Annotated in this window: 20 protein-coding genes; 13 read left to right on the top strand and 7 right to left on the bottom strand. The window is 44.4% G+C overall.

The genetic code is table 11. The annotated features are described in order from the left end of the window. The 6 genes from HPS57_RS10075 to HPS57_RS10100 form a co-directional block, all read left to right on the top strand. On the top strand, window positions 1-402 hold a 402-nt coding region (locus HPS57_RS10075; RefSeq protein ID WP_172182729.1), incomplete at its 5' end, for a hypothetical protein. 102 nt (window positions 403-504) lie between these two features. Then, on the top strand, window positions 505-675 hold the full coding sequence (locus tag HPS57_RS10080) for a hypothetical protein (protein ID WP_172182731.1): 171 nt from the start codon (window positions 505-507) through the stop codon (window positions 673-675). 11 nt (window positions 676-686) lie between these two features. Continuing rightward, a complete protein-coding gene (locus HPS57_RS10085) occupies window positions 687-857 on the top strand; it encodes a hypothetical protein (protein WP_172182733.1) in 171 nt (56 codons plus the stop codon). A 203-nt stretch (window positions 858-1,060) separates the two neighbouring features. Beyond that, complete coding sequence (locus tag HPS57_RS10090) at window positions 1,061-2,902, top strand: B12-binding domain-containing radical SAM protein (RefSeq protein ID WP_172182735.1); 1,842 nt, start codon at window positions 1,061-1,063, stop codon at window positions 2,900-2,902. 9 nt (window positions 2,903-2,911) lie between these two features. After that, a complete protein-coding gene (locus HPS57_RS10095; protein ID WP_172182737.1) occupies window positions 2,912-4,984 on the top strand; it encodes a TonB-dependent receptor in 2,073 nt (690 codons plus the stop codon). A gap of 6 nt (window positions 4,985-4,990) precedes the next feature. After that, a complete protein-coding gene (locus HPS57_RS10100) occupies window positions 4,991-7,183 on the top strand; it encodes a peptidase domain-containing ABC transporter (RefSeq protein WP_172182739.1) in 2,193 nt (730 codons plus the stop codon). Between the two features lie 904 nt (window positions 7,184-8,087). Here HPS57_RS10100 and mnmA read toward each other — a convergent pair. The 6 genes from mnmA to HPS57_RS10130 form a co-directional block, all read right to left on the bottom strand. Further along, a complete protein-coding gene (gene mnmA, locus HPS57_RS10105; protein ID WP_172182741.1) occupies window positions 8,088-9,167 on the bottom strand; it encodes a tRNA 2-thiouridine(34) synthase MnmA in 1,080 nt (359 codons plus the stop codon). A gap of 21 nt (window positions 9,168-9,188) precedes the next feature. Further along, window positions 9,189-10,559, bottom strand: a complete 1,371-nt coding sequence (locus tag HPS57_RS10110; RefSeq protein WP_172182743.1) for an alpha/beta hydrolase family protein — start codon at window positions 10,557-10,559, stop codon at window positions 9,189-9,191. A gap of 137 nt (window positions 10,560-10,696) precedes the next feature. After that, window positions 10,697-11,668 (bottom strand): ribosome small subunit-dependent GTPase A, encoded by a 972-nt coding sequence (rsgA, locus tag HPS57_RS10115; protein WP_172182745.1) that lies wholly within the window; start codon window positions 11,666-11,668, stop codon window positions 10,697-10,699. Continuing rightward, window positions 11,668-12,228, bottom strand: coding sequence for a ribosome recycling factor (gene frr / locus HPS57_RS10120; RefSeq protein WP_172182747.1), 561 nt, complete (start codon window positions 12,226-12,228; stop codon window positions 11,668-11,670). Before frr ends, rsgA begins: the two co-directional genes overlap by 1 nt. Window positions 12,229-12,251: 23 nt before the next feature. Beyond that, window positions 12,252-12,611, bottom strand: a complete 360-nt coding sequence (gene secG, locus HPS57_RS10125) for a preprotein translocase subunit SecG (protein ID WP_135938604.1) — start codon at window positions 12,609-12,611, stop codon at window positions 12,252-12,254. Window positions 12,612-12,614: 3 nt separating this feature from the next. After that, entirely contained in the window at window positions 12,615-13,409 is a 795-nt protein-coding gene (locus HPS57_RS10130) for a DUF8458 domain-containing protein (RefSeq protein ID WP_172182749.1), read from the bottom strand. A gap of 193 nt (window positions 13,410-13,602) precedes the next feature. Here HPS57_RS10130 and HPS57_RS10135 point away from each other — a divergent pair, with 193 nt between their 5' ends. Together HPS57_RS10135 and HPS57_RS10140 are read left to right on the top strand one after the other, a co-directional pair. Continuing rightward, entirely contained in the window at window positions 13,603-14,895 is a 1,293-nt protein-coding gene (locus HPS57_RS10135; RefSeq protein ID WP_172182751.1) for an MFS transporter, read from the top strand. A 362-nt stretch (window positions 14,896-15,257) separates the two neighbouring features. Beyond that, entirely contained in the window at window positions 15,258-15,803 is a 546-nt protein-coding gene (locus tag HPS57_RS10140; protein ID WP_172182753.1) for a hypothetical protein, read from the top strand. A 77-nt stretch (window positions 15,804-15,880) separates the two neighbouring features. Here the strand turns inward: HPS57_RS10140 and prmA are convergent, their stop codons facing one another. Continuing rightward, a complete protein-coding gene (prmA, locus tag HPS57_RS10145; protein WP_172182755.1) occupies window positions 15,881-16,747 on the bottom strand; it encodes a 50S ribosomal protein L11 methyltransferase in 867 nt (288 codons plus the stop codon). A 169-nt stretch (window positions 16,748-16,916) separates the two neighbouring features. Between prmA and HPS57_RS10150 the strand changes: the two genes are divergently transcribed. The 5 genes from HPS57_RS10150 to HPS57_RS10170 all read left to right on the top strand — a co-directional run bounded on the left by HPS57_RS10150 (window position 16,917) and on the right by HPS57_RS10170 (window position 21,175). Continuing rightward, on the top strand, window positions 16,917-17,930 hold the full coding sequence (locus tag HPS57_RS10150; RefSeq protein ID WP_172182757.1) for a hypothetical protein: 1,014 nt from the start codon (window positions 16,917-16,919) through the stop codon (window positions 17,928-17,930). A 54-nt stretch (window positions 17,931-17,984) separates the two neighbouring features. Next, the gene (locus HPS57_RS10155; RefSeq protein ID WP_172182759.1) at window positions 17,985-19,583 is read left to right on the top strand and encodes an OmpP1/FadL family transporter; all 1,599 of its coding nucleotides are present in this window, start codon (window positions 17,985-17,987) and stop codon (window positions 19,581-19,583) included. 82 nt (window positions 19,584-19,665) lie between these two features. Further along, window positions 19,666-20,274: a recombination mediator RecR gene (recR, locus tag HPS57_RS10160; RefSeq protein ID WP_135938609.1), complete on the top strand. Its 609-nt coding sequence runs from the start codon at window positions 19,666-19,668 to the stop codon at window positions 20,272-20,274. 20 nt (window positions 20,275-20,294) lie between these two features. Continuing rightward, complete coding sequence (locus HPS57_RS10165) at window positions 20,295-20,684, top strand: hypothetical protein (RefSeq protein WP_172182761.1); 390 nt, start codon at window positions 20,295-20,297, stop codon at window positions 20,682-20,684. Beyond that, window positions 20,666-21,175: a GNAT family N-acetyltransferase gene (locus HPS57_RS10170; protein ID WP_172182763.1), complete on the top strand. Its 510-nt coding sequence runs from the start codon at window positions 20,666-20,668 to the stop codon at window positions 21,173-21,175. The genes HPS57_RS10165 and HPS57_RS10170 overlap by 19 nt, the downstream gene beginning before the upstream one ends. Window positions 21,176-21,191: the final 16 nt, after the last annotated feature.

The following is a 21,191-nucleotide window of genomic DNA, read 5'->3' on the forward strand; positions in this document are numbered from 1 at the left end:
ACCAAGGGAAAAACTGAAATTCTCTACGCCGGTAAGGGAGTTTTTCAAATTCTTTATGTAACTTTGCAAAAACAATTGCACTTGCGGGTTGACTCTTTAGCAGAGCAACAAGGTGTTTTTCTGAGGTTTTATCGAAAAAATAAGGCAGAAAATACTAGAGATGTAAACCGTTCACGTATGCTTCTGCCAATAGAAGTTGTCTACGATTCCGATACTCACAAAATATCGGTTATAGGTAATGATACTATGGAAGCCGAAGTTTTCCTTTATAGTGCAGACGGCGCTCTTGAAAACTACTCATCAACGCTGAACACGGATTTCACAGTTTTGGCTCCCGGTACTTACACAATCTTGATCCAAGGGGATGGATGGAATGCGGAAGGAGAAGTTGAAGTGCAATAATCAGATATGAAAGATTAAAGTCGACAATAATCCCACAGACCAGACTGTACAAAAGGCGCGAATCCGAAAGGCGTTATAATCGGAATATTAAATTGAGTGCATATGAAAAAAAAAGTTGTAGATTTTAGTGTGAAGGAAATTGATTTCCTTACACAAACATCTTTGGACTCTGTCAAAGGTGGAAAACTTGTTAAAAATTCCTTACAAGGAACACCTACCTCTTCAATGCCAAATGAACCTTGGGTTAGTATTGGTGTAGGAATAACTTTTTAAACAGAAAAACAATGAAAAAGAAGAACATTGAATCAAACATCACCTTAATAGATAATTTCACCCAAAGTGAAAATGACATAATAAAAGGTGGAAAAGTTCATGTAAAAGGCACTGCTTCTGTTAACTGTAAAGGAGTGAGTGGAAGTGTTGAAATTTCTAACAATTCTATTATTGGAGATTAAAATTTTACAAATTTAAGAGGGTTGGCTAAACCTAAGGATAGTATTCATAAAAGTTACAAATAGCAGCTAAAGAAAGTAGTGATTTTAGATTAAGCATCAGTTTTTGAATAGTGAAACATTTTTATTATTACTAAAAACATTAGTTGTCTGTTTTTCACTTTCTCTATACTCAAGTTTGGCGAACCCTCGTTAAAATTATTGATATGGCTAAAGTTCTATTAAATTGGCTTCCTCCTTCAATGGAGAATATGCCATCACCTGCGCATTCGGTATTGAAAAATACTTTGGAAGAATTTGGATATGATGTTCATATTGAATATTGGAATTTAAAGCTTAGTTCTTCACTGGAGTCTTTCTTGAATTTTGGAAATGATATATATAAGGCTGAAATTAATAAATTTATCCCTTTTTATGCTTACTTAGGGGTTGAATACAAGCAGGGCGCATTGTTGAATTCGCTGGCTGATTACGTGCTGTATATCAAACCGCAACTTCATATAAAGGGGAAAAAGTATATAATATCGGAATTCTATAAGTTTTACGACTTCTTCAATGAATATATAGATGGATTTATTGAAAAAAAATTATTGCATGAAGAATATCTTTTAATAGGTTTCTCTTCACTTTTTTATCAATGGATTATTGCCACAATCATTGCCCGTAAGGTTAAAGAATCATTGCCAGACCTTCATATGGTGATTGGAGGATTTGGAACTAAAAATGAAGCTTCAGCATTTCAGAGGAATTTCGATTTTTTTGATTTTGTGTCATGGGGAGAGGGGGAATATTCCCTCAAATCAATATGTGACATTTTATCACAGGGAGGCGATACTTGTGATATAACAAATACGTTGTCAGTAAAAGGTATTGCCAATAATAATGTAAGGCCATTTCAATACTCAAATATAAATACACTGAGATTCAATTTTACAGATTATTTCGAGCAAGTAGAAAATGTGCTTGATAAAAAAGAAATAGTACTTCCTATCGAGGGAGGAAGAGGATGTCATTGGAGAAAATGCCATTTCTGCTTTTTAAATACAGGATATAAAAGTCGCACTAAATCAAGTGATGTTATTATAAATGAAATTAGGAGTTATATTGAAAAATATGATGTAAGAAGATTTCTATTCTTAGACAATGACATCATAGGTGGCGATGAAGATAGATTTGTCAATCTTCTTGATGGATTAATAAAACTTCGTGAAGAATATAATGATTTTTCAATTCAGTCTGCAGAAATCATCACCAAAGGAATAACGTATGAAGCCATTGCAAAAATGGCAGTAGTAAATTTTGAGGGTGTGCAAATAGGATACGAATCACCAAGTTCAGAACTTCTCAAAAAGATTGAAAAAAAGAATACATTCGCAAGTAATTTGTTTTTTATAAAATGGGCAACGACTTTCGGTATATGTATTAATGGCGCAAATATTATTAGAAATCTTCCAGAAGAAACAGAAATGGACATTGATGAAGGCATTTCCAATTTATGCTATATGCGGTTTTTCCTCAAAGAAGGAAGTTTCACTCATACTCTTTCTGACTTGGCGATCTGCGAAGCTTCAAGATATTTCAAAGAGTTAGATAGATCTGGCATTCTGGACAAATGGAGTCATTCGTCAACATTTGATTTCCTTCCTAAAGGATATATAAATGACGAAGATAAATTTGCTATAATACTTGATTTTATGAAATCAGGGCACAGTCAAAAATGGAACTTATTTGCCCAAATTGAAAAACATTATATCAATAATGATTACTCATACTCACTCCTCTCAGATAACTCCTCCATTTTTTATAGAGAATTGTATAATGGATTAGTGATTAATGAATTGGAATTTAACGAAGATGAACCATATTGGAAAATACTTTGCTTGTGCAATAAACAAATCTATTCTATAGATATGCTTATAGAACAATTAAGTCTGGCGAAGGATTCTGTCACAAGCATTATTGATTCTTTAGCAAAAGAAAAACTTTTATATAGAAATCATGATTATTCAGAAATAGTCACAATAATAAATATAGATAAACTTAAATAAATTATTGATATGATGCGATTCCTAATTATTATCAGTATGATTTTGTTTTACTTGCCGATAGCTTTAGCACAGACTGTTGTAAACCAAGATGACTCAATAAAAAGTTGTAATGTAGCTGAGGTTGTTGTGATTGGAGAAAAACCTCAAATAAAAGGGAAAAACGGGGTCATTTCTGTTGATTTGCCCACTATAATCAAAAACAAGCCTGTCACTAACATCTATGAATCATTAGTTTATCTGCCAGGTGTAACCAAAGAGCTGTCTGGGAACTTGTCCTTGGCAGGTACAAATGGAATTACTATACTGATAAATGGAAAGCGTCCACAAATGTCTGAAGAAAGCGTTATAGCGCTTTTGCAATCCTATCCTATTGGCAGATTGAAAAATGTGGAAGTAATGTACAGCACCCCTGCCAAGTATCATGTTGATGGGGCTTCTATAAACATTATCATGAAAACCCCATCTGCCTTGGACGGCTTGCAGGGACAGATGGGGTTGGATTTCTTACAGCAGCACTATTCCAAAGGGGCAGTCAATATAGCAAGTACTTATTCTGCAGACAAATGGTCGGTTGATTTTATGTACAATTTTACAGCAGGTAAAGATTGGGCACATCAATTCATCGATTCATATCATATTTTTGGCGGAACCCATGAGTCCGTTAAACAGAATGAGCAGTCAACAACAAATGGGCATAGCCACAATGGTCATGTAGGATTCGACTGGAAGCTATGCAAGGAAAACAATATATCTGTTTCATACAATTTTCAAATTAATCCAATCAAATATGCCACAAACTTCTCTTCTGGAACTTTGGGAGAATATACAACATCAAAAGACTATCCTTCATCCAATAAATTCAATAATGTCAACATTGATTACGAAAGCTCATTTGGCCTGACTCTTGGAATGTCCTATACAAACTATAAGGAGAATAGTAATACTGTGCTATATCAAAGACAGGCTGGGGAAGTTTTGAGGGATTATACATCATCGCAGAATATCAAGAAATATCATTTACATGCAGACCAGTCTCACCATGTCAAGCAATGGGGGATAAACTACGGCTTGTTAATGGACTATTCTAACGACTACAGCTCCCAATCGTTTATGACCTCTGATGACGCGGACAATTTCAACACTCAATTAAAGGAATATTCTGCGGACGCCTATGTAGGTGTTGAACGGAATTTTGAGAATGGCTTGAGTTTTTCTACATCTGTTAAAGTTGATTATTATCACCGCAATAATGATACAAAATGGTGGGTATCGCCTCAAATCGCACTCACTTACATGAAGAGTCCGCGCAATATTTTCCAAATAGACATTTCAACCACTAAGAATTATCCTTCGTATTGGGAAATACATGGTGGGGAAACATGGCTGAACAACTATATGATGCTGGTGGGCAATCCTATGTTAAAACCTTCGTACACCTATGAGAATCAGCTGATTTATATTTATCATCAGAAATATATGGCAGTCTTGTATTATAACTATACCGATGATTATTTTGTCCAGTTGCCATACCAGCATCCTGATATCTTGAAGCTCATCTATCAGACACAAAATTACAATTATAATCAGATGTTGGGTTTGATGGTGCGTATTCCATTTAACATCGGACAGACATTGCAGTCCTCCTTGACGCTGAATGGATATTATACGCATAACAAAGCCGATGATTTCCATGGTATTAAATTTGATCGGGAGAAATTCTCTTTTTATGCGGACTTTACTAATTCTGTCAAACTTCTGCCCAAATCCTCTCTATATTTGACCGTAGGGTTGACAGGGTTGACTTCATCACTACAGGGTATCACGGACTTGAGTGATATATGGAAGTTTGATCTAGGATTGAAATGGACAATGCTAAATGGCAAAGCCGACTTGATGTTTAACGGAACAGACGTTTTCAACACATGGAATCCACAAATGGCGATTATGAAATATGGGCAGAATTTAAAAATGGACACTTATGATATGACCCGCCAATTTAAGGTATCGTTCATTTATCGTTTTAACAGTTTCAAGCCTAAGACAATTGACATAGACAAGTCTCGTTTTGGCATAAGCAAGTAATACAGTATGTTCCGATTCCCTTTTATTCAACAGCGTGATTCCATGCAGTGTGGTGTTGCATGCTTACAAATGATAATTAAATACTATGGTGTTAAATGTGGCTATCACTTTTTAGACAGTCTCTGCTCTGCCACGCCTGAGGGCGTTTCTTTGAATGGAATATCTAACACTGCGAAAAAAATAGGTATGAACACTTTATGCGGAACATTATTTGTTGATCAGTTAACCAATAACATACTACCATGCATTGTACATTGGAATCAGAATCATTTTGTTGTGTTATATAAAGTCAGCCGTAATGGAAAAAAGTTCTATGTGGCAGATCCTGGTAAAGGTAAGATAAAATACAACAGGGCGGAATTCGAACGCCATTGGGTCTGTATGCAGTCTAACGGTGAGAAAAAGGGAATTGTAATGTTGCTTGAACCGACGCAGGGATTCTATTGTCAGCATGGTGTGCAGACAGAAGAACGGCATTCATCCCGCTTCCTTTTGAGGTATGTCATGGAATACCGTGAATATTTCCTTCAGATTTTCCTCGGTTTGCTGCTGGGTTGTTTACTTCAGCTAATCATGCCATTCTTAACCCAGGCAATCGTCGACATTGGAATAAAGCATGACGACATTGGGGTTATTTGGCTTGTGTTATTAGGAGAACTGATGATTGTTATCGGGCGTACAGCCACAGACTTCATACGTCGTTGGCTGTTACTTCATATCTCTATGCGGATAAACATTTCATTAGTAAGTGACTTCTTTATCAAGTTATTGAAACTGCCCATGTCGTTCTTCGACACAAAATTGATGGGTGATTTGTTACAACGTATCGGAGACCATTCTCGTGTGCAGAATTTCCTTACCGGACAGGTATTGAATGTTGTATTCACATTCTTAAGTTTCATGACATTTGGTATTGTCCTGTTCATTTACGACACAAAAATCTTTGGCATTTTTATTGCAGGAAGTATTATTTACGGATTATGGATATCATCTTTTCTACAGCGTCGCAAGGTACTTGATTATGAAATCTTCGAGCAGCAGGCGATTAACCAAAACAAAACATACCAATTCATAACGTCGATGCAGGAGATAAAACTCCAAGACTGTGAACAGCGCAGACGATGGGAATGGGAGGACACACAGGCCGACTTGTTCAGAGTTCAAATGAATTCATTGAAACTGCAACAGACACAGGAGGCAGGCTCAATATTCATCAACGAGGTCAAAAACATACTGATAACAGTCTTTGCAGCAACTGCAGTGATAAACGATCAGATCACTCTTGGCACAATGCTTGCCATTCAGTATATCGTGGGGCAGCTCAACTCTCCTGTCGAGCAGTTTATGTCATTCATATATTCGTTGCAGGATGTAAAAATCTCTCTTGAACGCATCAATGAGATTCATGGAGGCAAAAACGAAGAGTCCAAAGAGAATCATGTAAAGACATTTGACGCAGAAAAGTCTGTCAGAATTGAAAACATTGATTTCAAATACGATCCTCATGCTTTGAAGAAAACGCTTGAAGATGTATCATTTGAGATTCCTGAAGGGAAAGTGACCGCTATCGTTGGAGCATCGGGGAGTGGAAAGACCACATTGATAAAACTCATGCTCGGCTACTATCCTGTTATGGCGGGGAGAATCTCTATTGCCGGGCGAAATATCAATGAATACAACCTCAAATGGTGGCGTCGCCATTGTGGAGTGGTAATGCAGGATGGAGTGATATTCTCTGAATCCATAGCCCGGAACATCGCTGTTGATGATGGCGAGATAGATGTGGAGCGACTTGAAAAAGCTGCGAAAATCGCGAATATCCATGACTATGTGATTGGACTTCCTCTAAAATACAACACTATTATCGGGCGTGACGGTCTTGGGCTGAGCCAAGGTCAGAAACAGCGCATTCTCATAGCCCGTGCAGTCTATAAAAATCCGGATTTCATCTTTTTGGATGAAGCCACAAATGCCCTTGATGCTAAGAACGAGAGGGCAATAGTTGAGAATCTGGATGGATTCTACAAAGGCCGTACAGTTGTGGTGGTGGCGCATCGGCTATCTACAGTCAAGAACGCTGACCAAATCATTGTTGTTGATGGAGGAAAGATAGTTGAAACAGGCAACCATACTTCTCTTATCGAGACAAGAGGCGCGTACTACAATTTGGTCAAGAACCAGCTTGAACTCGGAAACTGAGCAACTTAATATACATTATAAAAAAATGACAAGATGAGAAAGAGAAAATCCACCGGTATGGAACTGCGTTCTGAGAAAGTTCGTAATCTATTAGGAGAAATCCCTCCGTTTCTTGTAGAATGGGGCACGGTAATAATCGTAGCTATATTCTTGATATTGCTAATGGTCGTCTGTTTTGTGCCTTATCCTCATTCACAAGGTGAAAGTATCTTACAGCATGTATTGTTTATGTGAGGTTTCCTTTCATAGCGGTATGAACAATAAAAGATATTTGAACGTGTAGCGAAAGGTGGCACATTGCATGGCGAAAGATACCCTTTTACCATGCAATGTGCCACCTTTTGTCATGCCCGTTGTCGGAGGATTCTTAATTGTGTTTGGTGCGGATCCTCTCAAAGGAATTCTCCGCTCTAAGAAAACAAAGAAACCAAAGAATTTTCTGCATGAAAAATATGCATGAGTTTTCTATTTTTTTCATCTTCTTCGAACCACGACTCTCAACAACGAATTGGCGCAAGGCATGCGGAGAGGAAAGTGTCCCGCAGATTTGCGCGGATTCTTCCACGATGGGTGTCATTCGGCAAAGCTACGGTCTTAAACCGCTAATGCGATTTCTCCGCATAATCCGCATGGGAATGAATTCGTGAAATTAGCGTAATTCGCGGTTCGATTTTCTCTCCGCCGGAGTTTCATTTGCTGAGCGATTAAACCTAAACGCAGTTATTCGCCATCAATACAAATCTACTTCTTTCTTTTTATTCTTCGAGAGATGTTTCCTCAAAGAGATTTATCACTCAAAGAAATTAAAGAATCCAAAAGAAACGACTTTTATTGTTCTCATGAACGAGGGTATTGTCTTAATGATATTGGACCTTATGGGAGAGTTCCCTTTGGAAGGAGTCTGTCACAAGGTGATCTCACCGGAGCCGAAGCAGCGGTGGTGGGCGCTATCATAGATGACGCAGAACTGGCCGGGGGCGACGCCGTGGATAGGCTTTTCTGAAAGGATTCTGTAGCGTCCGTTGCCGAGGTCGTCAATGATGGCCTTGTTGATGTCCGCTGTGTGGCGTATCTTGAAAGTTATTTCACGCTCCGGCATGATATTGTCCGTGAGCAGATGCAGGTCGTGTATGATGAACTCCGATGCGTATGCGTCGGCAGGGTCATAACCATGCGAGAGATAGATGATGTTCTCCGCAATGTCTTTTTTAATGACAAACCATGGTCCTCCGCCAAAACCGAGACCCTTGCGCTGTCCGATTGTGTGAAACCAGTGTCCTTTGTGCTTGCCGATGAGTTTTCCTGTTTCGAGTTCTATTGCGTTGCCCTCCTTCTCTCCGAGATACTTGCGGAGATAGTCATTGTAGTTTATCTTGCCGAGAAAGCATATCCCCTGCGAGTCCTTGCGCTTGGCATTGATGAGGTGGTTGTCCTCTGCAATGCGCCTAACATCTTCTTTGTGTAGTCCGCCGATAGGGAAGATAGCCTTTTTCAGTTGCCAATCGTAGATTTGTGCAAGGAAGTCCGTCTGGTCCTTTATCGGGTCAGGCGATGTGCAGAGCCATTTCCTGCCGTCGATAATCTCTGTGCGAGCATAGTGACCTGTGGCGATAAGGTCGTAGTCGTGACCTCTTTTCTCATGGAAAGCACCAAACTTTATGAGTCTGTTGCACATGACATCAGGGTTTGGGGTGAAGCCGTTGCGCACCTTGTCCATGGTGTATGCTGTCACCTTGTCCCAATATTCGCGGTGGCAGTCCACCACTTCAAGGCGGCATTTGTACTTGTGGCACAATGCTGTCGCCATCTCAAGGTCCTCCTCCGATGTGCAGTCGTAGCCTTCCTCCTCGTCAGGGCCAATCTTTATGTAGAAGCAGTCCGGGTGCAATCCATGCTCGCACAGGAGATGAAGCACCACGGCGGAGTCCACTCCGCCTGACAGCAGGACAGCTATTTTCTTATCCTTTATCTCGTCAATGTTCATGAAAAAAGCAAGCGTAAATAATTATTTCTTCAGGGAATTTATCCAGTTGGCAATGTCGTTAAGCACCTCTTCCGATATTGTCTCTTCTATTTTCCCGTATTCAGAGACAGCCCCAGTTGTGGCATGTTGGAAAATGTGGTTCAGTCCATGGTATTCTTTCACCATATTATATTTTCCTTTCGGGAGAAGTCGCTTAATCTCCGGCAGGTTGTCCTTTGACAGAACCTGCAGGTCGAGGTCACCGTTGAGGGCAAGAACCGGGCATAAAATCCGTCGGATGGCTTCTGCCGGATTGTAGGAAACGAAATGGTTTATCCATGCATTATCCATTTTCATGATAGTCAGGAGATTCTTTTTCGCACCTTCCGGAAGAGAGAAACCATTGTCGCTAAGGAATTTCTCCAATATGTTTTCCGGTGATTCAGGCTTCTTTCCGTCACGCTTCTGTTCGTATATCATCTCCAATGCAGCGCAATAAGCCGTCACTTCCGCCTCCGATAATCCTGCGCCGGCAAATGCTGCGCGGTTCTGTTCGATGATGACTTTATCGCCTCTAAGTGCTATTCCTGCAAGACTGACAATGAAATCAGCCGTTTTTTCTGCACCGAGGATAAACGCTATCGTGCCACCCTCGCTATGCCCGAGGACACCGATTTTGCCAAACTCTTTCATTGAGCGCAGGTAATCAAGCCCCGCTTTGGCATCGTTCTTGAATGTTTCCGTAGTCGCATTCTTAGCATCTCCTGTCGATTTCCCGAATCCGCGATCATCATATCGCAATGAGGCTATGCCGTTACGCGCAAGAAAATCCGCTATTACAAGGAACGGCTTATGGCCGAAAGCCTCCTCATTCCTGTCCTGCAGACCGCTGCCGGTGACCATCAGCACGACAGGAATGGAGCTCTTTTGCTTTGTACGGTCATATCCGACAGGATAAGTCAGCGTGCCAGACAGCACCGCTCCGTCAGCATTATTCCTGAATTCCACATCTTTTGTCGCATAAGGATACGGTGGAACCGGTGTCTGCGGGCGGTTCAACTTAACAGTCCCTTGCTTGAGTGACAAAGGGAATTTGTATGCTCCCTGTGTGAATACTCCTTTTATCGTGCCGTTGTCAAGATGTCCTCTGTACAAGACACCAAGAGAAGGCACGGACACAGCCAATGAATCAGCAGAGAGAAAATCCACTTCCGCCTTTATGTCCTTTGCCCCTTGGTCGGGACTATCCATTGTGCAGACAGGCTTTTCACCATCCTTTTGGATGTTGAAGACAATGTTCAGTTTTGTCATGCCCAAGCTAAGTTTGCCTTTCCAAGAGCCGGAAATCTCTTGTCCGCACATGGATTGCGGCATGAGGCATGCAAGGCAGATGAATGGGATTATTCTTTTCATTGGCGAAAGAGGGATTGATTGTTGTTGTTTTGGTTAATAGTGGCAGGATGAATCATGATGCAACATGTTGTCTCATGATAGAACATGATACCATCATGATAAACCATGATTCATCATGATGTAAGAAAAAAATCACATCAGAACGCCTCACGGTACTTGCCGTCCTCCTTGTCATTAAGCATACTAAGATAGGAATTGTACCTGCTTTCGGAGATGTAATGCTCCTCCAAAGCCTTTCTGACAGCACATCCCGGTTCATGAGTATGTGTGCAGTTATTGAACCGGCAGTCCTTGGAGAAGTGGAAAATCTCCTTGAAATACGAGCAAATTTCCTCCGGTTCCATGTCGAAAGTGCCGAACCCTTTGATTCCCGGAGTATCAATCAACCATCCTCCCCCGTCAGGAAGAGGAAGCATTTCCGAGAATGTCGTGGTGTGCATGCCGGTGTTATGGGCATCGGAAATCTCCGCTGTCCGCAGGTTGACTCCCGGCAGCAGAGCGTTGAGAATAGTCGATTTGCCCACGCCACTGTTACCACTGAAGAGTGTGACCTTGCCGTTCAGCAATGCCGACAGTTCGTTTACGCCATCGTTCTGCAGGGCTGAGAGGGCAAGACACTTGTACCCCACGGTCTCATACAATGCCATCATCATCTCCTGATAATGCAGTTCGTCCTCCGAGAGCAGGTCTTTCTTGTTGAAAGCAAGTATCACCGGCACGGAATAAGCCTCTGCCGAGGCAAGGAAACGGTCTATGAACGTTGTGCTTGTCTGTGGATGGTTTACCGTGACGACAAGCACAGCCTGGTCGACATTGGCAGCAATGATATGGCTTGCCTTTGAGAGATTCTGCGACTTGCGTATGATGTAGTTCCTCCGGTCGGCAATCTCTGTGATGAAAGCCGTCATGTCCCCTGTCGAATGCGTCTTGTCCGCAATGGTGTTCTGTGTCGGTTCGGTGATTGTCACACGGTCACCGACAGCCACCGGATTGGTGCTGCGGATGCCTTTCAGCCGGAAACTGCCCTTTATTTTACAGTCCACGGTGCTCCCCTCATCGGTGAGCACCGTGTACCAATATCCTGTATTTTTAATTACGAGTCCTTGCATCAGACAGTCATTATTTCCTGATTCTTCTCGGCAAGGATATCATCAATCTTCTTGATAAACTTGTCGTGCAGCTTCTGCAGTTTCTCTTCCGCATCCTTCTGTTCGTCCTCAGCGAGTCCGTCCTTTACAGCTTTCTTGAAGGTCTCCTTATACTCGGCACGAGCCTTGCGTACAGAAACCTTCGCCTTCTCACCAATGCCGTTGCACTGCTTTGCCAGTTCGCGGCGGCGTTCCTCTGTCGGAACAGGGATGCAAAGACGTACTATCTCACCGTTATTGTCCGGAGTGATGCCGAGAGTAGAGTTCACGATGGCTTTCTCGATTTCGCGGATAGCCTTCTTGTCCCATGGGCGGATAGCGATTGTGCGCGGGTCAGGAGTAGAGATGTTTGCTATTTGATTGAGAGGCACCATAGAACCATAGGATTCCACTCTGATACCGTCAACAAGAGCAGTGTTTGCCCTTCCGGCACGGACATGTAATAATTGTTCGGAGAGGAATGTGCATGCCATTTCCATCTCTTCCTCAGCTTTCTTGAGGGTCTCTTTTACATCAATCATAGTATTATGTTTTTGGGGTTTGGTTACTTTGCCTTTTCCGGTGCGGCAGGTGCAGGTGCCGCCTGCTTTGTCTGGCTTGCACCGAAGCCCGGCAGGTTGTTAGGGTTTGTTGTCTGCTGCTCTGTAGCGGCTTTCTCTATGACACTCTCCTCTGTAACTGCCTTTGGAGCGACGTATGCGCAGAAGACGCTCAGCACTACCATTGCTGCAGCGAGTCCCCATGTTGTCTTCTCGATGAAATCAGTTGTCTTGCGGACGCCAAGCATGGCATTGCCGCTTGAGAATCCTGTTGAAAGACCGCCACCTTTAGACTCCTGGATGAGCACGATGCCAATCATGAAAAGTGCTACAATGACGATAAGAATTACGAATAATGTGTACATTGGTTATTTTGTTTTTTTGTTATTATTATTCATTATAAGTTTCTCAAGGAAACGTATCTGGTCTGCAAAGTAAGCATTTTTTTTCGGATTTTCCAAATTTAAACGCTTAATAATCTCTAATGCCTGTGAATATCTTCGCTGATGCACGTATATTTGTGCCATTGTCTCCGTGTAGATAGTCACTTGCGGTGGTGTATCGTCCTGAGGCGGTGGGACATACCCACGCGGCTCTTCCCTGCTTTCCTCGTCACGGAAATCCGGTAGCGTGAACGGATTTCCCTCATGTGAGATGAAGTCGTCGATAAGGCTCTGCCCCTTCATCTGCGGAGCTTCCACCTCCGGTTCGTCCTCTGCCGGCATACTGCTTTCCAGGAGATACGCCACATAGTCCACTGTAGCGTCCGCCGGAGTAGGCTTCCTTCGTCTGGCAGGCTTCTCTTCCTGTTTCTCCTCAGGCAAGGAGTCAAGGAAGTTGTCAATAAGTTCCGATGTCCTGCTTACGGCGTTTCCACCGTCCTTGCGTGCCGTTTTCTTTTCCTCGGCGTTAGCGCCTTCAGGTTTCCGCAACTTGTAATGCGCCGCTTCGACAAGCTGGAACAGCACTTTCCTGTCAGTGATGTACACCGAAGCCTTCCTCAGTTCCTCATCGAACGTGGCGTCATGCAGCAGATAGAGGTTCTGCAGCATCAGCAGTCTGGCAGTCTGGTGGTATGGATACAGTGCTATGAGACTCCTCAGGTCATAAAGAGTCTCACGGTCCATCCTTTCAGGGTGTTGTATCAGTTCTGTCAGATTCATTCGTTGTGGAATAGTCGTTAAGGAGTGCAAAGTTACGAAAAAAAAGGCAAACTGCATACCCTTGCAATTAAAAATGTGTGCCAAAGGTATTTTTTTTATGTCAATATGCCACAATTTAGCAGTATTTTTGTATCTTTGCAATAATATTTTCATGAAATGTTCCATATTTCAGAACAAATCCGACACCAACAGAATGAACTCAAAATCTTCACCATGGGCATGGGTGCCCTCACTTTATTTCGCCGAAGGACTGCCTTATGTGGCGGTAATGACCATATCACTCATACTCTACAAGCAGCTTGGCCTGAGCAACGCTGACATCACTTTCTACACATCATGGCTTTACCTGCCATGGGTGATAAAGCCTCTTTGGAGCCCTTTCGTGGACATAATCAAGAGCAAACGCTGGTGGATAACCGCAATGCAGCTGCTTATCGGCGCGGCATTCGGCGGCATAGCATTCACCATTCCGACATCAATATGGCTTCAGGGGACGCTCTGCTTTTTCTGGCTTATGGCATTCTCAAGCGCCACACATGACATTGCAGCCGACGGATTCTACATGCTCGGACTGGACCAGCACGACCAGGCCTGCTTTGTAGGCATACGCTCGACCTTCTATCGCCTTGCAATGATTATGGGACAAGGCTTTCTCGTGATGATAGCAGGCAATCTGCAGGTGGTGTTCCGAGGGAGCATAGCTTTCTCGTGGAGCCTCACTTTCTATGGGCTTCTCGGACTGTTTGTAGCTTTTTGGCTATGGCATAACTACATACTGCCGCGCCCGAAAGAAGACGACGAACGTGGCATGTCAGGCGAGAAAGGCACACTAAGCACAAAAGCGATGTTCGCAGAGCTTGGCGAGACTGTCATCTCGTTCTTCAAGAAGCCGCAGGTGGTGGCAGGAATACTGTTCATGCTGCTCTATCGCATGCCTGAAGGACTGCTTGTAAAGGTGTCGTCGCTGTTCCTTCTTGACCCGCAAAGTGCCGGCGGACTAGGCCTTTCGCCCATGGAATACGGTCTTGTGCAGGGCACGGTGGGCGTTGTCGGACTGACCATCGGCGGCATAATCGGCGGCATCTGTGCAGGAAAGGACGGCCTGAAACGGTGGCTATGGCCTATGGTGTGCGCCATAACGCTGCCGGATGCAGTATACATATACCTCAGTTATGCCCTGCCCTCCTCTCTCTTCATCGTCAACCTTTGCATCTTCGTGGAACAGTTCGGCTATGGCTTCGGCTTCACAGCGTATATGCTCTACCTTATTTATTATAGCCAGGGGAAATACAAGACCTCCCACTATGCCTTATGCACAGCCTTCATGGCTCTCTCCATGATGATTCCGGGCTTGTATGCCGGTGCGCTGCAGGAGGCGGTAGGCTACCGCAATTTCTTCATAATCGTCATGTGCACCTGTGCTGTCACGTTCCTTGTTGCCGCGATGCTGAAGATAGACCCTAAGTTCGGAAAGAAGGAGAAATAATGGCTGTCCTCGTTTTTCATAGGGCATGCAAGCCTACCACAACCATATTTACATCCTGAGACTTAACATTCTTCAAGTAGAGGACTGCACTACAATATTCAAAAAGGTGTTCTTTTGCATTGCAAACAGACACCTTTTTTTGTGTGCATCCACCTCCTTCGCCAGCAAGGAAAAGCACCTCCGGGAATTAGAAAACTCACGCATTTTTTAACACAAATACTCGCGAAAAACAAACTAAAATAACTAAAGCAGTAAAGATTCCGCAAATTTCGCATTTCGCCTAATCACATAGCAATCAACATGTTAGCCACAATCCCACAATCAATTCTCCTTCAACAAGATGCAATTGGCAACCTGTCACAATGTGGTTGGTAGCCTTCCGCATAACAATTGGTATTGATTCGGGTGGTGATTCGATACTATTCATATTGCAAAGTGATACCATTCGCATTCTTTTTTGCTACAAACAAGGTTGGAATGTGCATTTTTCACTCTTACACATGCCATTTCTCCCGACTTTACAGCAAAGCAATAAAAAAACTCACACGCTTTTGCGGATAATAATTTCCGTTATTTTTTCACATTCCAAGTCTATTGCAAAACAAATGTTAAAAACACCGGATGACCATGCTTTTGTTCTGTGTTTTACAAAGAATTATCATCGAAAAAATGTAGGGCTTGCTTGTTTTTATCGTCGAAAAAATGTAGGTTTTAACAGACTTTATCGTCGAAAAAATGTAAATTTGCAAAACAAAACAAAAATCACAAACCATGAAAAGACAGATTTACAAACAGTTAACGGACTGGAAGGCAAGCAAAAACAGAAAGCCACTGATATCCGTCTTTCCATGAACGGCTATGTTGAGCAAAAACATTCCATTATATGCAGTGGGCACAATGTAGGTTGACAAAAAGCATTAATGAACAAAAGAAGCACCCGAAGGCAGACCGGCACATAACCAGGCAAGCCTTCGGACGTTTTTCACTATCTGCCAAGTACAAGCATTGTCCAATCGTTCGTGACATTGCGCTCCAACTCGTGAAGCCCCAATTCATCAGCCTTTTCAAGGAGCATCGGGACATCCTCCTCGTAGAAACCGCTGAGAATCACCGTGCCACCCATGTTCAGTGTCTCCACAATCGCAGGCAGGTCGGCAAGGAGGATGTTACGGTTGATGTTCGCAACGATGACATCAAAGACACCGTCGACATGGCTCAGCACGGAGACATCGCCAAGAAGTATCTCGTCTATGGTGATATCGTTGAGCGCGGCATTATGGTGCGTGTTGTCCACACTCCACTCGTCTATGTCGTAAGCCGTCACATGCTCCGCCCCGCAACGCTTTGACACAATGGACAGAATGCCCGTGCCGCATCCGCAGTCGAGGACGCGCTTGCCGGCGAAGTCAAACTGCAGGAGCTTCCCTACAATCATCTTCGTTGTCTCGTGGGCACCGTTGCCGAACGCCATCTTCTGGTCTATGGCGATTGAAATGGGTGCCTCCGTGGCGAGAATCTCCGCCTCCGGGCTCGCCGCATCGTAGATGACGCATTCGCTGCCGACACGTATCGGGTCAAAAACTTCCTTCTCGTAGGCTTCGTTCCAGTTCTGGGACTCAACCTCCTCGGTATGGAAACTGATGGCTGCCGTCTCTATCGGGAAATCGAGAATATGCGCGAGGGTATGCTCCTCACTGTAGTACTGCGTCTGGATATAACCGTCAATGCCGTCGTCCGTATCGACGAACGACTCATAACCGGCCTCACAAACACTGTCGGCAAGAAGCTCGCGACACACCTGCATCAGTTCCTCTGACACCTCTATCTTAAAGTGGGTTACGCTGTAATCCATAATTCTAATGTAGACTATTTGTTAAAATACTGTGCAAAATTATAAAAAATAGGGGAAATCCCCATACGTTTTAGGAAAATTCCGTATATTTGCATAGTTATTTTTCCATAATTTTGCGTCAGGAAACAGATAATGATGTTTACAGATTAACGATGAAAGGATGAACAATATGAAAAAGACAATCTTTACAACACTCGCCGCAATGCTCCTGCCACTCACGATGATGGCGCAGGACGACATGTATTTCACACCGACAAAAGCCGAGGTGAAAGCTGCAAAGGAAGCTCGAAAGAAGGACCGTGAGGCGGAGATTGCACGCAGAAAGGCGTATGAGCAAGCACGTGGGGTGTACTATAGCGGACTGAACAAGACTGATGACGAGTACAACCGTCGCGTAAGCCACAGGGATTTCAAGCCGGTAGCCATCAACGACACTATCCTTGCAAGCACGGATTCCATAGCAAGTGACATCATAGAGTTCCCTGCCGGCAACGCGTCACGCATGGAAAAGGGCGTCTACCCTACCGCAGACGAGGCGCGTGTGGACACGGTTTACAAGTACATTGTCATGGACGATGACGACTACCGTTATTCCCGACTGCTCTCACGCTATGACGATTTCTATTTCCGGTATGCCTTCCACGACCCGTTCTACAACCCATGGTACTACAATCCTTGGTACTACGGACCGCGCTGGAGCTACAACTATTACGCTTGGAACGGCTGGTATGACCCGTGGTTTGACCCTTGGTACGGTCCGGGCTGGGGCTGGTACGACCCATGGTATCATCCGTGGCACAACATGGGATGGGCGGTTCCTGTCTATCCGAGCTACCGACCGGCAGGCAACGCACCTACACGATATGCCGGAGTGCACCGCCGTGGCACACTGAACACGGCACGCGGCCATAACAGGAACTCAAGCTATGCTGTGGCAAACAGGAACGGTGACAGGACAGGAAGATACCATTTCAACCGCAACACGTCAGGAAGGTATGACAACAATTCCTTCAACAACCGCAACAACTGGAACAACAATAACAACCGTCCTGCAAACCGCCCGAACTATTCCAACGGCAACATGGGAGGCGGTTCCCACGGTGGCAGCTTCGGAGGTGGCAGCCATAGCGGCGGTTCACGCAGTGCAGGTGGCTTCGGAGGACGTGGCGGAGGCCGCAGATGATGCGGATTTTTCCTAAAGCATTGTGCAAAAAGAACAACATAAAAAGACAGATATATGAAGAAAATCATGACAATGGCAGCTATGGCAGTGTCTCTCTCTGCTGCTGCACAGGACACATATCAGAGCGCCCGGTTAGCCGGCGATGACCTCAACGGCACGGCACGCTATGTCGGAATGGGCGGAGCGATGGAAGCACTCGGTGCAGACCTTTCGACAATGGGCACCAACCCTGCCGGAATAGGCATGTTTCGCAAGTCTCAGGCATCTGTCTCCGGAGGTCTGCAGGTGTTCGGAGGCAACTACGAGAACAACACTCTCAACAGTTATCTTGACGGCAAAAAGACCACAGGCAGCTTTGACCAGATTGGTTTCGTGCTGACTACAAAAGCCGGATATGACTCCTACCTGAACTTCGGATTCAATTATCACAAGTCAAAGAACTTCAACCAGTTGCTTTCTGCCGCAAACTCCTTGAATGGCGCGTCACTGAATAAAGTGTCGTTCAATAAGTTTGTAGATGTAGACACTGACAATAATTTCTATGACCCAAGCTATTCCACAGTGGATTGGTTGAACGACCAATTGGTTAATCCTTACACTGTCGATGGTGACGGCAAATATCTTAGCTCATTCAATTCCTATTTCCATGCCAAGGATTTCACACAGCATCAGGTGCAAAGTGGCTACATTGGAGATTATGATTTCAACATAAGTGGCAACATCCATAACCGTATTTACCTCGGACTGACCTTCGGAATAAAGGATGTCAACTACGAAAGCCGCAGCCTTTATACAGAGACTCTGCTGTTTGAGAATGACATAGATGAGATGGGAATGATGTATCTTGATGATTCTCGCAGAATAACAGGTACAGGATTCAATGTCAAGTTCGGTGCTATCGTGCGCCCTGTGGATGATTCACCGTTCCGCATCGGTGCTTATGTCCACACTCCGACATGGTACAAACTGACAACATCCAATTATACAGAGATGGCAACAGAGGACTTTGAAACAGACAAAATCATCAGCATTTCGTCAGAAGACCATCTTGATTTCAGACTCAACACGCCTTGGCTCTTCGGTGTTTCATTAGGTCATACGATAGGCAATGTTGCTGCTATCGGCGCAACTTACGAGTACAGCGACTATGGTTCTTTGGACAACCGTGTGATTGATGAGGACTATTATTATGACAGCTGGTATGATGATTACTACTACGGAGGTGACCGCTCGACATCGGACAAAGCCATGAAGCGCAACACAGAGAAGAGCCTTCAGGGAGTGCACACTCTCCGTTTGGGTGCCGAACTCAAGCTCTGTCCTGAGGTAGCACTGCGCTTCGGATATAACTATGTATCTCCGAAATACTCTGAGTTTGGCTGCCGTGACACTGACATTCCTTCACAGGGTGTGGAGTTCGCATCAACAGCAGCATACACAAACTGGAAGGACACTAACCGTTTCACTTGTGGTATAGGCTACGCAAAAGGGCCGTTCTCAATCGATGTGGCTTACAAGTACAGCCAGACAAACGGTGATTTCTACCCATTCTACGACGGAATCGGCAAGGGTGACTACACAAACAATCCGGGAGCGACAAGCGTAAGTGACAAGCGTCACCAGCTGCTGATGACACTTGGTTTCCGATTCTAACATAGAGGTATTGGGAATCGGTTACAATCGTAATTCAACAACTTAAAGTTTAATACACACCCCTGAAAACAACAGGAGACTTTTGATAGAACAATATCCATCACAACTGTTGGAGCGCGCCGTGGGCGAGTTCTCCAAACTACCGGGCATCGGTCGCAAGACATCCTTGCGACTGATGCTTCATTTATTGCGTCAGGACAAGGATGCTGCCGAGAACCTTGCCAATGCCGTGGCACAACTGCGGCGCGAGGTGCGCTATTGCAGCGTCTGCCACAACATCTCCGACACGGAACTGTGCCCTATCTGTGCCAATCCGCAGAGGGACAGGAGCACAATCTGTGTCGTAGAGAACATCCAGGACGTCATGGCTGTGGAACGTACAGGGCAGTTCCGCGGACTTTACCATGTCCTTGGAGGCATCATCTCGCCAATGGACGGCATCGGACCGAGCGACCTTGAGATAGAAAGCCTTGTGGAACGTGTCAAGGAAGGCGGTGTGGAAGAAGTCATTTTCGCCCTTGCCTCGACAATGGAAGGCGACACAACCAATTTCTACATCTCGCGCAAGCTGCAGCCGTTGGGCGTAAAACTGTCAGTCATTGCACGAGGAATATCCGTTGGTGACGAACTTGAATACACTGACGAGGTGACACTCGGACGGTCAATCGTCAACAGAACAGAACTAAAATGAAAGAGACAAGCAGAAAACTTATGATACCATATATCGGCAGCATCATCCTTGCTGCCGGCATGGTAGTGCTTTATGAGACACAAATAATCCTCGAAGGCGGACTTGCAGGCGATGTGCAGGGCGAGTTCCTCACTGTCACAATTATGGAACTACTGACCATTTGCTCCATACCGCTGGCATTGCGCCTGTTCAAATTCAAGGCTGTCAGAAGCATCATTGAGAGGAAAAAGGCAGACGGACTGTTCCGTATGGCATTGGTCCGCATGGCTTTGATATGCCTACCGATGCTTGTAAACACATTATTATATTATCTTTACATGGCTCCTGCCTTCGGCTATATGGCTATGGTGGGCTTCATTTCCATGGCATTCATCACACCAACCGTCAAACGATGCGACTCAGAGCTATAGAACCGGAGGACCTCGAACTACTCTACACCATCGAGAACGACCGCTCATTATGGTGGTTGGGAGCACAGACGGCACCATTGTCACGGTTCCGCCTGAAGGAATACATTGCCACCTGCGAGTCTGACATATATAAAGATGAGCAGGTGCGCTTCGTCATCGAGGCAGAGACCGGTGACGGACAAGCACCGCAAGCAGTAGGACTTATCGACCTTTTCAACTTCTCTGCACGCAACAACCGTGCGGAACTTGGCGTCGCTATCACAAAGTCCGCACAGGGAAAAGGCATCGCCCAAGAAGCAATAAAGGTGGTTATGGCCTACGCCCGTGACATCGTGGGCATCCACCAGATATACGCCATCGTCCCTTCCTCCAACCTTGCGTCGGAAAAAATGCTCCTCAACATCGGCTTCCAACAGTCTGCCATACTGAAAGACTGGCTCATCCATGACGGCAACTATGAAGATGCGCTGCTCATGCAATGTTTCTTGTAACGGCAACTTATGTTAT

The organism is Palleniella intestinalis (assembly GCF_013166595.1).
In the GTDB taxonomy this organism is placed as follows: domain Bacteria; phylum Bacteroidota; class Bacteroidia; order Bacteroidales; family Bacteroidaceae; genus Prevotella; species Prevotella intestinalis.

Coding starts and splice junctions, on each gene's coding strand:
- HPS57_RS10080 (WP_172182731.1), top strand. CDS start 505: ATGAAAAAAAAAGTTGTAGATTTTAGTGTGAAGGAAATTGATTTCCTT.
- HPS57_RS10085 (WP_172182733.1), top strand. CDS start 687: ATGAAAAAGAAGAACATTGAATCAAACATCACCTTAATAGATAATTTC.
- HPS57_RS10090 (WP_172182735.1), top strand. CDS start 1,061: ATGGCTAAAGTTCTATTAAATTGGCTTCCTCCTTCAATGGAGAATATG.
- HPS57_RS10095 (WP_172182737.1), top strand. CDS start 2,912: ATGATGCGATTCCTAATTATTATCAGTATGATTTTGTTTTACTTGCCG.
- HPS57_RS10100 (WP_172182739.1), top strand. CDS start 4,991: ATGTTCCGATTCCCTTTTATTCAACAGCGTGATTCCATGCAGTGTGGT.
- mnmA (WP_172182741.1), bottom strand. CDS start 9,167: ATGAACATTGACGAGATAAAGGATAAGAAAATAGCTGTCCTGCTGTCA.
- HPS57_RS10110 (WP_172182743.1), bottom strand. CDS start 10,559: ATGAAAAGAATAATCCCATTCATCTGCCTTGCATGCCTCATGCCGCAA.
- rsgA (WP_172182745.1), bottom strand. CDS start 11,668: ATGCAAGGACTCGTAATTAAAAATACAGGATATTGGTACACGGTGCTC.
- frr (WP_172182747.1), bottom strand. CDS start 12,228: ATGATTGATGTAAAAGAGACCCTCAAGAAAGCTGAGGAAGAGATGGAA.
- secG (WP_135938604.1), bottom strand. CDS start 12,611: ATGTACACATTATTCGTAATTCTTATCGTCATTGTAGCACTTTTCATG.
- HPS57_RS10130 (WP_172182749.1), bottom strand. CDS start 13,409: ATGAATCTGACAGAACTGATACAACACCCTGAAAGGATGGACCGTGAG.
- HPS57_RS10135 (WP_172182751.1), top strand. CDS start 13,603: ATGAACTCAAAATCTTCACCATGGGCATGGGTGCCCTCACTTTATTTC.
- HPS57_RS10140 (WP_172182753.1), top strand. CDS start 15,258: ATGTGGTTGGTAGCCTTCCGCATAACAATTGGTATTGATTCGGGTGGT.
- prmA (WP_172182755.1), bottom strand. CDS start 16,747: ATGGATTACAGCGTAACCCACTTTAAGATAGAGGTGTCAGAGGAACTG.
- HPS57_RS10150 (WP_172182757.1), top strand. CDS start 16,917: ATGAAAAAGACAATCTTTACAACACTCGCCGCAATGCTCCTGCCACTC.
- HPS57_RS10155 (WP_172182759.1), top strand. CDS start 17,985: ATGAAGAAAATCATGACAATGGCAGCTATGGCAGTGTCTCTCTCTGCT.
- HPS57_RS10165 (WP_172182761.1), top strand. CDS start 20,295: ATGATACCATATATCGGCAGCATCATCCTTGCTGCCGGCATGGTAGTG.
- HPS57_RS10170 (WP_172182763.1), top strand. CDS start 20,666: ATGCGACTCAGAGCTATAGAACCGGAGGACCTCGAACTACTCTACACC.